Here is a 12,853-nt window from a genome sequence, read left to right on the forward strand (position 1 = left end):
CCTTCGACTGCCCCATGGTCAACCGCTACCGCCGCACCTGAAACCGGCCCAGCCCCATCCGGCACCCTAAGCCGGCACCATCAGCCGGCATCTCGAGCTGGCGACCACAGACAGTAAGAGGCCATGAAGACGACACAGAACTCCGAATCAGTACCAAGTTCGGAGACCGCGGCGAGAACAACCACGATCGAGATCGAGGTTGAGGACGCGCGTGCGCGCCTTTCCTGCCGCGTGCATCTGACCCGCCGAGCACCGGACCATGGGTTTGCCCGGCCAGTGTTCGTGCTTGTACACGGGATCGGAATGTCCCACCGCTACTTCGACGCACTGCAGGCCGTCCTCATCGAGCACGGCGACACCCTGATCCTCGATCTGCCCGGATTCGGTGGCACCGCACGCCCTGACCACCAGATGAGTGTCCCGGAGTACGCGGACGTGATCGCCCGGGTCCTCGACGGACAAGGGGTGAGCGGTGCTGTGGTGATCGGGCACTCGATGGGCGCGCAGTTCGTGACCGAACTCGCGATCAGCAGACCCGATCTCGTGTCCCACCTGACATTGATCGGGCCCGTGACCGACGTCGTCCATCGCTCGGCGACCAAACACACGCTGATGCTCGCAGTGGACTCCCTGATCGAGAGGCCCGTCACGAACGCGATGGTCAGTCTCGGATACATCGAGTGCGGGATCCGCTGGTACCTGCAGGAACTGCCGGTCATGCTCAGCTACCGCCTTGATGAGCGTCTGCCGTTGGTGAGTCGCCCGGTGCTCGTCCTTCGCGGTACCCGCGACATCATCTCCGGGCACGACTGGTGCGAGAAACTCAGCTGCAACGCCCACGAAGGACAGCTCGTGGAAATACCAGGGCAGCCACACGCGGCCCATCGCGGAGGCGCTTCCACGGTCGCCGCCGCAGTCCTCTTCGACTTGTCGCGGCACCCAAACACTCAGGCAGGTGAGCGGACCGAGCACGAGGCACGACCGACCATGCCGCAGACGGGACACGTCACCCGTCTTGCACCACGCCCGAAGGTGCTCGAGATGCGGAGCATCACGGTAGGGGACCGGCAATGCAGGTCGCACATCATGCCCCTCAGCCCCGACCGCGATCGTCTTGTCGGGTCAACCGATCGCACGACACGAGCGGCACGCGTGAACGATGGTGGCCGTGCCGCCACCATCTACGCGAGCACTGAGGCGCCCGTACCGGTGTTCGTCCTCATCCATGGGATCGGCATGTCCCACCGATATTTCCGGCGTCTCGGATCGGTCCTCGCCGCATACGGTGACGTACACCTGATCGACCTTCCGGGGTACGGGTGGACGGGAAGACCCGACCACGCGTCGACCAACGAAGCGACGGCCGACTTGATCGGGAAGGTCCTTGATGACGCCCGAGCTTCGTCCTGTGTAGTGATTGGTCATTCGATGGGCGTGCAAAGCGCGACGGAGCTGGCCATCGAACGCCCGGACCTTGTTTCTCACCTGGTTCTGATCGGTGCTGCTGTCGACGTCGATCACCGGACAGTGCGTCAGCAGGCTCTCCGGTTGGCGTTCAACTCGATCTTCGAGAAACCACTGTTGAGCATGGTTCAATTCCTGGACGTTGTGCGGTGCGGACCGCGGTGGTATGCCGCTCAACTGAAGCTCGCTCTGAGGTATCCGCTCGAGGAGCGACTACCCCTGGCGGCACAACCCGTGCTCGTTCTGCGGGGTTCACGCGACGTCGTCGCCGGCGCCGCCTGGTCGGACAAACTTGCCCGCACCGCTCAACACGGCGAATCCGGCACTATCGAGGGAGCACCCCACGCGGCACATCACAGCGCCGCCGCTGCCGTGGCCTCCGCTGTCACCGGCTTCCTCGATCGCCGATAGCCCGAATCGATGAAGAAATCTCTCACAGAAGAAGGCATCATGAACGACACCACCCAGGAGCCGCGCAGGTTCGACGCGATCACGATCATCTTCAACCCGAACAGCACAGGGAACGCCCCGAAGCTCGCGAAAGAACTGCAGGAGCAATTGGTCACCCTCGTGCCGGGAACCGACGTCAAGCTGACGCCGACCGAACGGGCGGGGCACGCGGTGGAACTCGCGCAGGAAGCCGCGTCGGCCGGCAACGCGCTGGTCGTGTCGGTGAGCGGTGACGGCGGGTACAACGAGGTCATCAACGGCGTCATGGCCAGCGGCAGGGACGACGCCGTGTCCGCTGTCCTGGCGGCGGGTAACGCGAACGACCACAGTCGCGTCACCGGGCGCAGACCCCTGGCGGAAGCAATTGTTGACGGTCACGTGCGGCGCATCGACGTGATGCGTCTGAGCCTTCAGGGCGGGCGCTCCGCAGCACAGACCGAGCCGATCTACGCGCATTCCTACATCGGGTTCGGGCTGACGCCGATCATGGCCATCGACATCGAAAAAGGCAGCAAGGGCGCGATCACGGAGATGTTCTCCGTGGCCCGGAGCTTCCGCAAGTACAAGCCCTTCAGGATCCGGCAGAGCGACGGTGAGGACAGGACATTCGACAGCCTCGTCTTCGCGAACATCTCACAGATGGCGAAGTACGCCACGCTCAGCGAAGCCGAGGACCACCCCGCCGATGGAAAGTTCGAAGTCATCACCTTTCCGCATATGGCCAAGTGGCGGATCCTCCTCACGGCGCTGCGTGCCTCGACCACGGGGCTGGGTAACCAGCCGAGCTACTCCCACTACCGCTTCTCCACGCTGAAGCCCATGCCCTATCAGATCGACGGAGAGATCAAGGACGTCGACGCCAACATGACGATCACCATCGACAGTCTCCACCAGGCCCTGGCCATCGTGAGTTGAGCGGTCCCTGGAATGCGCATCACTTTGTTGACCGCCCACAGCCTTGGGGTCCGCATCTGGGGCTGTTTTGGTCCTCGCCTTCGAGACGGCAGAGTAGTCAAGCTTCAGATATGAGCTCGAAGCGAGTCGATCCTATAGTTGATGAAGTGATTTTTTGATGGAAATAGCAGTGCGGCCTCAGATATTTCTGGGGCCGCACTGTTTTCGGCGGTATCAGCTAATCGGTTGAACTAGTCAATCTGTTGGTTGGACGTGTGTTGTTGTGCGCTTGTGGTTGCGTGTGAGTAGCAGTGCCAGCGCAATCATGCCGATGCCCAGGAACAGGTGCAGCCAGTTGTCTGCATCGTTGACGGGGACGACGTTGCCGGCCGATTCGTGGTCAATGACCAGACCGTAGATCCATAGGACCAGGTAGATGATGCCTCCGTAGAGGAGGTAGGAGCGGGCGCCGCTGATGGTGCGGGCCATGGCTACCCCGGCTACCCCGAAGAGCAGGTGCACGAGGTTATGCAGGACGGATACCTGGAACTGGCCAAGGAGCAGGGCGCCGGATTCGTGTCCGGCGAATTCGAGCTGGTCGTCCTGGCTGGTGATGCCGGGGATGAAGCCGAGCAGCCCGACGAGAAGGAACACGGCTCCCACGGCGAGGGCTGCTTTCTGGACGTTCGTACGGGTGCCCGCGCGGGGCGTGTTGGCGGTGGTCATGATTGTTCTCCCAGGGAGGTGTGCGAGTGATGGCCTGCGGTGATGTTGACGGGGCCAAGAACAGCTAGCCCCGGTTGACAGGTGAGACAAGCGAGACAGGTAACGATGTCTACGCAATTCGCCGGAGGTGGGCCGTTGAATGGCCTATAAGCAGCTTGGTAGGCAGCTTTTCGTGTGACGCAGGCATGGCTCGTGTCGCTTGGACGGTGAACAGGTCGAATTGCTCAGCGCTGAGCATTTCGTCCGGCGGAGGAGGCCCTGCGGGTATTACCCACAGGCGGCACGGCACGCGTGATGAGCAAGGTCGGCGCCCGTGCTTTCAGGAATGGCAGCCTACCCTGCTCAATGAGCACTGCACTGGTTGCTCTACCGTCGGCATGCGCCCGCGTAGGCAAATTCAAGGATTCGTGCGGGCTACCGCGAGAACCGATATGGGTACCTTCTTGCCGCGTCAGGCCGCGGAAGGAACGCTCACGCTGGACTGTGAAGACGAGCACATAGGCACCCTGAGCGGCATGTCCGTTCCGGGGTGAGACGAGTTTCGCTACTCGAGCCATGTTGCGTTTGGGTACACCCCGCAGGTCCTTGGCCACGTTGATCGGGGAGCGGGCATCGACGGCCAGGTACAGGTCGTCGTTGATGACGACGCTTGAGCTCAGGCGTAGGGCGAGGGTGAGTGATGTTGCTGTAGTGGTCGCGAAGCTACGGGCGACGGCTCGTCGTTGTGGAGTGGAGACGAAGGGGTCTGCGGCGTAGAAGTTGATGCACGCGCTGCCGGAGTCACGGTCTCGGTCGTGGCGATGTCGACGATGGTGATGATGATGGTGCCAGTCTCCATGGAGGACAGGCACGGGCCGGCCCCGCTGTCGTATTCACGATCGTCCATGATGTCGACGTCGGGACTGCTACTGGCCAGGGTGGTTGTTCTTCTCGCGTCCCGGTAGGTGATGCTGCATTCAACGAGTGCGGGGGACATGATGCGTGTGGAGAGGACAGCGAGCTGATCGAGGAAGTCCTGGACGTTGTCATGGGTGAGAACCAGATCGAACAAGGTCGGTGTGTCGATGGGGTTCGGCGCCTGACTCACATCGCCAGTATTGAACGACCTCAGACCATGACAGGACTCAAAGGATCAATCGACCAAGGAGGTCGGGGGAGCGAGTTTCGTCCGGGCCGGCTGCTTGACACGGACGATGAACCCCATGTCCGCGCAAGCGCCTCGATGTACTCAACGAAAGAACGCGGACACGTCCAGGATCTTCTGTTGCCTCCACCCAGTGTGCGGCCTGCACCCCGTATCGAAACTCCAGACCACGTCTGGTTACCCTCAAGTTCACCTTCAGCAGCGCTGGCCGAGCGCAGCGGCCGAAGACCGAGCTCCATGACGATGATCCGCGCGTCCCTGATCGGCAACGGCATCATCTACGCACCGACCCTTTGCCGCGTCGCGTTCTCTCCGCTCTAAGGGTGTCGACCCGGGCTGGAGGACGGGATGATGCTCCGGAGGCGCAAGGGTCTGCTGCACGGATAGGTGATATCTGATCTGGCTTGTCGGAAGGCGGGCCTGGAAGGATGTTGCTGTGCCGAAGCCTTACCCAGATGAATTCCGCGACGACGTGGCGCGCGTGGCGAGGAATCGTGAGTCCGGAGTGACGATCGAGCCGGTCGCGAAGGACTTCGGTGTTCACCCGATGACGCTGACGAAATGGATGCGGAGCGCCGGGACCGGTGACGGCATGACGGCTGGTCCGTTTCGCAGCGAGACGGCGGAGAACCGCGGATTGCGGAAACGGGTCCGGCTGCTTGAGCAGGAGAATGAAGTCCTGCGCCGGGCAGCAGCGTATTTGTCGCAGGCGAATCTGCCGGGAAATGGTTCTACCCGCTCGTGAGAGAGTTCGCCGACTCGGGGATCCCCATGACCGTGACGTGCCGGGTGTTGAAGCTCTCCCGCCAGCCCTACTACCGGTGGCCGGCCGCCCCAGTCACCACGGCGGAAGTCGTTGAGGCGTATCGCGCGAACGCACTGTTCGACGCTCATACCGACGATCCCGAGTTCGGTCACCGGCTCCTGGCGGACGAGGCCCGCGACGCCGGGGGGGGGGGGGGTAGTGGCTGACCGGACTGCGTGGCGGATCTGCGCGAGCAACGGGTGGTGGTCCGCGTTCGGGAAGAAGCGTGGGAAGAACGGGAGGGAACCCGGACCTCCGGTCCACGAGGACCTCTGCACCGTCACCGATGATGACGGTCGAGTCCGGCACGAGTTCACTGCAGACGCCTCGAACCGGGTGTGGCTGACGGATATCACTGAGCACAAAACTGGAGAAGGAACGCTTTACCTTTGTGCGATCAAAGACGTGTACTCGAACCGGATCGTTGGTTATTCCATCGACTCGAGAATGAAATCCAGGCTGGCGGTGAACGCGCTGGAAAACGCGGTCGCTCGTCGTGGTGATGTTGCCGGCTGCGTGGTTCACAGCGACCGAGGGTCGCAATTTCGGAGCAGGAAATTCCTGCGTGCTCTGACCCGCCACCGGATGGTTGGATCGATGGGAAGAGTCGCGTCCTGCGGCGATAACGCTGCGATGGAATCATTCTTCGCCCTGCTGCAGAAGAACGTTCTCGATCGCCGGTCCTGGACGACTCGTGAGCAGCTGCGACTAGCGATTGTGACCTGGATCGAGCGGACCTATCATCGGCGCCGCCGACAGGCCCTACTCGGAAGGTTGACGCCCATCGAGTTCCAGACCATCATGAACACGCCAGCCGCCCTGACTGCGTGACTGAAAACCGTCACCTATCCGTGCAGCAGACCCCATCTTCGGTGATTGCAGCCAGCTCGGTAGTACTCGGCAGTCTTTTTGCTGCGGCTCCTGCATCCGCTCAGTCATCAAGCGCGGTTACGACTCCAATTGCTTCACAAACACTCACATCGGTGAGTGAAGAGGGGTTGATGGCGGGACAGACCAATAAAGGAGAATCGAAGCCCATCGTCGCCGCTACCGACGATGTGGCAGGGGAATACTACTCGTACTGTCACAACCTTGGTTACGCCTATCCGTGGACGGGAAACAGGGTCGCAGGGGCTCCTGCGCCCTGATCGCCTCTCACCACAGCTGTCCCGCAGATATGGGAGGCGAGCGATCATCGACGCCCGCATCGTCGCGATCCTTCGGAGCGGCGGGCATTCGATCCCCGCGATCGCCGCACCTCGCACGCCACTGCGCGACTCGACAGACGTGACCGAGCTGCAAGCGCTCCTCGAAGCCCGACTCGGCGCACTCGATACAAGAAGTGCCGCCCTCCTCGAAGCGGCAAGTCACCTGTACTCACTCATCCGGCCTGCGGCTCTGTATTGAGCGAGATGCGATATCACTCTGTGCTCGGACGCTAACCGACGTCCCGCTGATGGACCCTTGAACGGACGCTGAAGGAAGCGGCAGGCTACGGCGGCCATAGTGCTCTCCTGATCGAGGGAGCGCTTCATGCGGCCAGGGGCGTGAACAGGGGTACGGGGCGGCGGGCCCCGTACCCCTGCCGTCCTCAGTGCCGGCTGCTTGACCTAAAGACGTTCTCCAGTCAACGGCGTGGACGCAGCACCGAGCAAGCACAGCTTTCGTAGGTGCGTTTCTCGGGAAGCTGTGCCGCGGGGTGGAAGTATGGGGCGGGTCGGATAGACAAGATGAGCTAACGATGAAGGTGATGCAATGAAAGAGACAGTCCGAAGGTTGAGGAGCTTGAAGAGCTGTGACTGAGGAATCTGGTGTGGCACGAGGTATGCCATCTACCCATCATGGCGGGCAGGAGCGGGCGCCAGATCTAGCAACGGAACTCGCGGAGCTCGCCCGGTCGTTGCAGCAGGAGCCGGACGCGGACGCTGTCCTCGCGGGTTTCGTCCATGCAGCGTTGGGCTTGATCCCGGGAGCGGACGAGGGTTCTGTCAGTGTCGTCCTGGGCCGGAAGAACGTCGGATCAAAAGCTCCGTCGGGGGACTTGCCCGAGCGCATCGACGCGCTGCAGATGGAAACCAACGAGGGCCCCTGCCTGGAAGCGGCGTATGAACACAGCACCGTCCGGGTCCCTGACATGAGTGTCGAGCAGCGGTGGCCGCTCTTCGCCAAGCGCGCCGCAGAGGCAGGCGCGCAGGGCATGCTGTCGATCCAACTATGGGTTGAAGGCGACGATCTCGGCGCCCTGAACCTGTACTCACGTGAACCTAACGCCTTCACGGATGAGTCGGAGAACATCGGGTTGCTGGTGGCCTCGCACGCCGCGGTGGCGTTCGCCGGGGCGGAAAAAACCAAGCACCTGAATAACGCCATCGATTCACGAGACACCATCGGTCAGGCCAAAGGTATCCTCATGGAACGCCACAAGCTCACGGGAGCTGAAGCGTTCGTGGTGCTGTCACTGGCCAGCCAACGCACACACCTCAAACTCTTCGACGTGGCCTACGAACTCGTCACCAGCGGCGAACTGCCTAGCAAGCCCGGACGCTGATCAGCGGTCCCGAACATCGCCGGAGTGATTCTCGCGGGCCGTGATGATGCTGGCTTGATCGCCGATGGTGTTCTGATCCCGACCAGCAATATCCAACAGTTTTCTCTTTGCTTCCTGTACTCCGATGTCGTGGCGTTCCATGAGGATGCCGCGGGCGACACTGACGGCGTCACGTTGCGCGAGTGAGGTTCTGACCTCGGTGCTGATGCGTTGTGGCGTATCGCTGGCCTGCACGTGCCCAAGAAGCGCGGCAGCGGAGTGCGCCAGCTTCAACAGTCGCTTCCGATCGTCGCCCGAGAACGCGTCCGGGCTGTCGGAGTAGACCTTCATCGCTCCCAGGGCAGCGGGTTTCTTCAACAGGGGGACGGAGAGGCAGGACCGAATACCGGCGTGAGCTGCGGCCGTTGTCCACGACTGCCATCGCTTCTCGGTGTGCGTGTCGGTGACGTAGACAGGGACGCCTGTGGACCAAGCCGACAGGCATGGTCCTTCACCCAGTTCGTACTGAAGGTCATCGGCCGCCAGAACACCGTCGCTGGTCGCTCCGACGCTCAGGCGTTGACCATCGGAGTTGATGAGGCTAACGCCGGCACCGTACGCGGCACTGATGATGTCCGCGGCAACGTCCGCGAGATCGTCGACAGCGCTATGAACGGTCTCCTTGGTCAGCAGGTGTCCATTCGTGCGCCCGAAGATGGTGTGTAGCTCAAACGAGGGATGCGGTGATGCCACCAAAGGGATCTCCTGAACAGCGGTGGAAGTGAGTAGTGAGAGTAAGTAGTGGAAGCGGGCTGTGTAGGTTCTACAGACTGCTTCGTCGTAGGCGGCCCTACCTGGTTGCTTGTCTAGTCGTTAGTTCTCGAAGTGGATTTCAGGCGGCTTCGAATCACAGGTGCCGATAACATGTTCCGCGATCGTGTGGAGCTTCACATGCCTCGTGCTCGAGGCGCGTTTGAGGATGGCGATGGCTTGCTCTTGCGTACACCTGTTCTGGGCCATCACCATGCCCACTGCGAGGTTGATGACGGTCCGTGTGCGCAATGCCGCTTCAAGATGAGCCTGCCTGTCCAGGGCAGCGGATCGCTGAAACACGATTTGGAGGGCCCGTGATGCTGCCCGCGCAAACGCCTGCGCTTCGTCCTCATTCTCAGCGGTGAAGACGACGCCGTTCTGAGTTTGGAACGACAAGGTCGCACGGGCTGTGTCACTGATTTCCAGCGGTATGACGATACGTGCTGGATCGCGGACCAGATGAACCCGCCGACGGTCAAGACCGTCGTCTATGTACGCGAAAGGGCTGCTGTTGTCGGGGTTAGTGGTCGGGCTGGTTGTCACGATGAGTCCGCCTTGAGCGTGCTCGAGGGTGAGAACACAGACCGTCTCGGCGCCCACGACGAGGTGCTGGCTCCCCAAAGACACGAGGTCGGCACTGAAGGTACCGAGGTCCTCATGGTGTAGGACGAGGTCTAGTAGTTGCGCTGCAAGGTCAGCGCCTGCTGCGCGCGTAAGCGTACTAGAGGTCTCACTTCGAGGGTCAGAGTGGGACGCTGACCGGGTCGGAGCGGACGCGTGAGCTGATAGGGGCACCATCATTCGGCTCCTCTTCGGCAGGAAAAATATCATGCCACCGGGGTCTGGGGTGCTGGCTTAACAGTGCGGCACAACAACCCACCCGTCAATCCGACAGACCTTGCTCAGGTTCTCCTGATCGATGACCGCTCCCGCCCGGCAGTGAGTAGACGAAGAGGATGTTCGGGGTCTTCTGTGAGGAGCACGGGCTATGGTTAGGGCAAGTACCTCGTGATATTCAGGAATCGTCGGCAGATTGTTGAAGGGCTGCCAGTGCATCAGTGCCCCCGCCGTAGGGCCGCAGCCAACGATCCGAGACCCATGACGAACCCCTTACCCTCACCGGACCCCCCTTCATCCAACGACGATCTATGCACGGCATATCTGGACGAGCTTCCGGTTGACGGCGCCGCGATCTCGATCTTCGTCGGAACAGGAAACGAAACCCGGATCACGGCGACCGATGACATCGCTGTGGCGTTAGATGAGGCGCAATTCACCGTCGGGGAAGGACCCCGTTGGGATGCGGTCCGCACCCGACTCCCCGTGACCGTGCCGGATACAGGTGCAGCCCACATTCTGTGGCCGGCGCTGGGATCAGGGCTCGCCGACACCGGGGCAGCAGCACTAGTGGTTCTGCCGCTCACAGTGGGCGCAGTCGACGTCGGCGTCATAGAGCTCTACAACCACAAGCCAGGGCGGCTCAGCCCAGCCCAGCTCGCCCACGCTCAAGCGTTGGCGACCAAAACATCCATGACCCTTCTGCACCTCATTCTCGACCAACAACGCCACTCCGGAACGGACTCCCCACCTGAGGGTGAGCCTCTGGAGCGCCGCGAAGTACATCAGGCGACCGGCATGATCCTCGTTCAGGCTGATGTGTCCGCCGCCGACGCCTTGCTGCTCCTGCGCGCCCACGCCTTCGCCCAGGGGATATCGCTCAAGGACGCAGCACAAGCCGTCGTCACTAGGCGTATCACGTTCACCCCTGATGAGAACTCGGGCTTCGACACATCGTCGATCCCGCCTAATGGTCCTGATTCTGATCCTGATTCGGTATCGGATCACGCCGGTCGTGAGGAAGACTGATGAACGTACTTCATGATCCCCGCCGCCAGGGCGCCGATACGAAGCAACCCCGAAGGGCGGCATCATGGTGACCCGGTCACGACCCGAACAAGTCAGCGCAGCATTCGTGAAGCTTGCCGACACCCTCGTCGCCGACTACGACGTCCTTGACCTCATGCACACCCTGGTGGAGGAATGCGTCAAACTTCTCCAGGTGGATCAGGTGGGTCTCCTCCTGGCTAGCCCCACCGGTGACCTGCAGGTCGTAGCTTCGACCAGCGAACAAGCCGAACTCGTCGAGATCCTGCAACTACAGGCTGGTGAAGGACCCTGCATCGAGAGCTACCACTCCGGGATCGTCACGACCATCGCCGATCTCACCACCCTCGACAAGTGGCCGGCCTTTCGCCGAGCCGCCCTCGACCAGGGTTTCATCTCCGTACACGTCGTACCGCTACGCATCCACGACAGGATCATCGGCGCCATGGGCCTGTTCGGTTCCACAGCCGGAGACCTAGCCCAGGAGGACGCCATGATCGCCCAGGCCCTCGCGTCAGTGGCGACCATAAGTCTCCTGCAAGAACGCACCATCCGGGAATCCCAGATAGTCAACGAGCAACTGCAACGCGCCCTGAACAGCAGGGTCCTGATCGAGCAAGCCAAAGGCGTCATCGCCCAAACCTCCACCGTCGGTATGGACGACGCCTTCCGCCGGCTACGGAACCACGCCCGGTCCAACCAGCAGACCCTCGACGAAGCCGCACGACACGTCATCGACCGGACGATTGTCCTCTGAGCCCGCCCCACTCCCACCGCACCTACAACTCGTCGTACCTACAGCCCGGCGAGTCCGGGTCCTGGTCCGAGTTCAGCTCACGACGGCCAAGGCGGTCAGCGGGCGCAGCTCACCCACCGATGGTCGGCTTTGAGCTCCACCCTTCCTTCTGCCGCACCTGACACTTGAAGACGACCTGACTCATGGCCGTCACCACGCCGTCCTGACCCGAAAGGTGTAAGGGAGCGGGCGGAAGTGGACTGGGAGCATGCGGCGGATGGCTGGTTCAGTTCATGCGAAAGGCTGGAGTCCTTGCTCGTGTCTTTCCTGGGCTGCGTCAAGGATGACGAGCGAGTTCAGGTGAATGGCCGTTGGAGTCTGGTTCAGGTCCTCAGGGTCAGGGACGCCCGAGGACTGCGTCCGTTCTGTCCCTCCAGCTGGATTGGGACTTTTCTGGCCCAGTTGAGCGGATCGCTCGTCGGGCCTTCGGCCATGGTCTGATGGGGATCGGGGTGACGTTGGAGATCGGGGTGACGTTGGGGAGCTTGGTGCGTTGCGGTTGTAATGGGAAGCGACGATGACGTAGGTCAGGTGCTGCTCGTCTGTTAGTCCGAGGACGTCCAACGCCTGTTGAAGGTGCTTTTCAACTGCGATCAGTGGCAGAGACAGTCGCAGGGCAACATCCTCGTGGGCCCGTCCGTTCGCAATCATCACCGCGACAACCGCTTCGCGGTCACTAAGATCGCGCAGCTTGGGATCTTCAACCGAACCGCGAGTGGAGATTTGACCAGAACCCCGCATCTGGTCCTGCGTTTGGTCTCGGAGGTGGAGCTGGCTAGCAGCGACCCTGAAGGTCGGCGGTTCCACCAGCTGCTCAGGGCTGGAGGTGGGCGCAAATGATGGATCAGCACGGCGTATTTCGTGGTCGATCTGCCTCATGGGTATTCCTGACACGGCTTCGAGCACAATAAGGGTCTCGTGCCAGGGTCCGGGGCGACACCTCTAGCCTGATCTTCTCCAGGATCAATGTCAACGTGTAGCGCCACGTCGAGATCCTCCGGGCCACCTCAAACGGCAAGAACGTGAAGCGACGGGAGCTGACCTCGAACCTGCCGGCGCCTCTGGACCTACTGCGAAGTCGAGACGGGTTCTGCCACTCGTCCCAGGGTGCTGCATTTGGGTACCCGTTGTACGTCGTTTCATGTGTCCCGCCTGCTGCGGGGCGTGAGCAACTCGGTCAGACCTCGTTGGTTCTCAGCGACGGGGAGCGGTCCCACGCTACGTTCTCGCGTAGGACCGCTTCCCGACGTTGTCAGTGACTCGAGGTGAGTCATCTTCCGATCATCTGCGTTGTCGGCTCGCTCTCCGAGCGTTCGGTGTAGCTACGCGGTGATCTGCGCCTGTAGCTGG

The 12,853-nt window shown here is 61.8% G+C and carries 10 protein-coding genes and 1 pseudogene; 7 read left to right on the forward strand and 4 right to left on the reverse strand.

Annotated features, from left to right (window positions below):
- The first annotated feature begins 303 nt into the window (after positions 1-303).
- Positions 304-1,875, forward strand: a complete 1,572-nt coding sequence (locus AC4D16_RS16795) for an alpha/beta fold hydrolase (protein ID WP_490955839.1) — start codon at positions 304-306, stop codon at positions 1,873-1,875.
- A 39-nt stretch (positions 1,876-1,914) separates the two neighbouring features.
- On the forward strand, positions 1,915-2,829 hold the full coding sequence (locus AC4D16_RS16800) for a diacylglycerol/lipid kinase family protein (protein ID WP_490950101.1): 915 nt from the start codon (positions 1,915-1,917) through the stop codon (positions 2,827-2,829).
- 234 nt (positions 2,830-3,063) lie between these two features.
- On the opposite strand, the gene AC4D16_RS16805 is transcribed toward AC4D16_RS16800, so the two are convergent.
- A complete protein-coding gene (locus AC4D16_RS16805; protein ID WP_490955840.1) occupies positions 3,064-3,534 on the reverse strand; it encodes a DUF4383 domain-containing protein in 471 nt (156 codons plus the stop codon).
- Positions 3,535-4,189: 655 nt separating this feature from the next.
- Positions 4,190-4,621: a hypothetical protein gene (locus AC4D16_RS16810; RefSeq protein ID WP_490950103.1), complete on the reverse strand. Its 432-nt coding sequence runs from the start codon at positions 4,619-4,621 to the stop codon at positions 4,190-4,192.
- Positions 4,622-4,756: 135 nt separating this feature from the next.
- Between AC4D16_RS16810 and AC4D16_RS16815 the strand changes: the two genes are divergently transcribed.
- The 3 genes and pseudogenes from AC4D16_RS16815 to AC4D16_RS16825 all read left to right on the forward strand — a co-directional run bounded on the left by AC4D16_RS16815 (position 4,757) and on the right by AC4D16_RS16825 (position 8,031).
- Positions 4,757-4,999 carry a DUF8462 domain-containing protein gene (locus tag AC4D16_RS16815; RefSeq protein WP_490955846.1) on the forward strand — a complete coding sequence of 81 codons (243 nt, stop codon included), beginning with the start codon at positions 4,757-4,759 and terminating at the stop codon, positions 4,997-4,999.
- Positions 5,000-5,114: 115 nt separating this feature from the next.
- A pseudogene (locus tag AC4D16_RS16820) lies at positions 5,115-6,314 on the forward strand (IS3 family transposase).
- Positions 6,315-7,278: 964 nt separating this feature from the next.
- On the forward strand, positions 7,279-8,031 hold the full coding sequence (locus AC4D16_RS16825; protein ID WP_490955841.1) for an ANTAR domain-containing protein: 753 nt from the start codon (positions 7,279-7,281) through the stop codon (positions 8,029-8,031).
- On the opposite strand, the gene AC4D16_RS16830 is transcribed toward AC4D16_RS16825, so the two are convergent.
- Both AC4D16_RS16830 and AC4D16_RS16835 read right to left on the reverse strand, forming a co-directional pair.
- On the reverse strand, positions 8,032-8,763 hold the full coding sequence (locus AC4D16_RS16830; protein WP_490955842.1) for a GAF domain-containing protein: 732 nt from the start codon (positions 8,761-8,763) through the stop codon (positions 8,032-8,034).
- 120 nt (positions 8,764-8,883) lie between these two features.
- A complete protein-coding gene (locus tag AC4D16_RS16835; protein WP_490955843.1) occupies positions 8,884-9,423 on the reverse strand; it encodes an ANTAR domain-containing protein in 540 nt (179 codons plus the stop codon).
- Positions 9,424-9,921: 498 nt separating this feature from the next.
- On the opposite strand from AC4D16_RS16835, the gene AC4D16_RS16840 reads away from it, so the two are divergent.
- Positions 9,922-10,689, forward strand: coding sequence for a GAF domain-containing protein (locus AC4D16_RS16840; protein ID WP_490955844.1), 768 nt, complete (start codon positions 9,922-9,924; stop codon positions 10,687-10,689).
- A gap of 106 nt (positions 10,690-10,795) precedes the next feature.
- On the forward strand, positions 10,796-11,464 hold the full coding sequence (locus AC4D16_RS16845; protein WP_490955845.1) for an ANTAR domain-containing protein: 669 nt from the start codon (positions 10,796-10,798) through the stop codon (positions 11,462-11,464).
- The last annotated feature ends 1,389 nt before the right edge of the window (positions 11,465-12,853 follow it).

It is taken from the genome of Arthrobacter sp. TJ-236 (assembly GCF_058269235.1).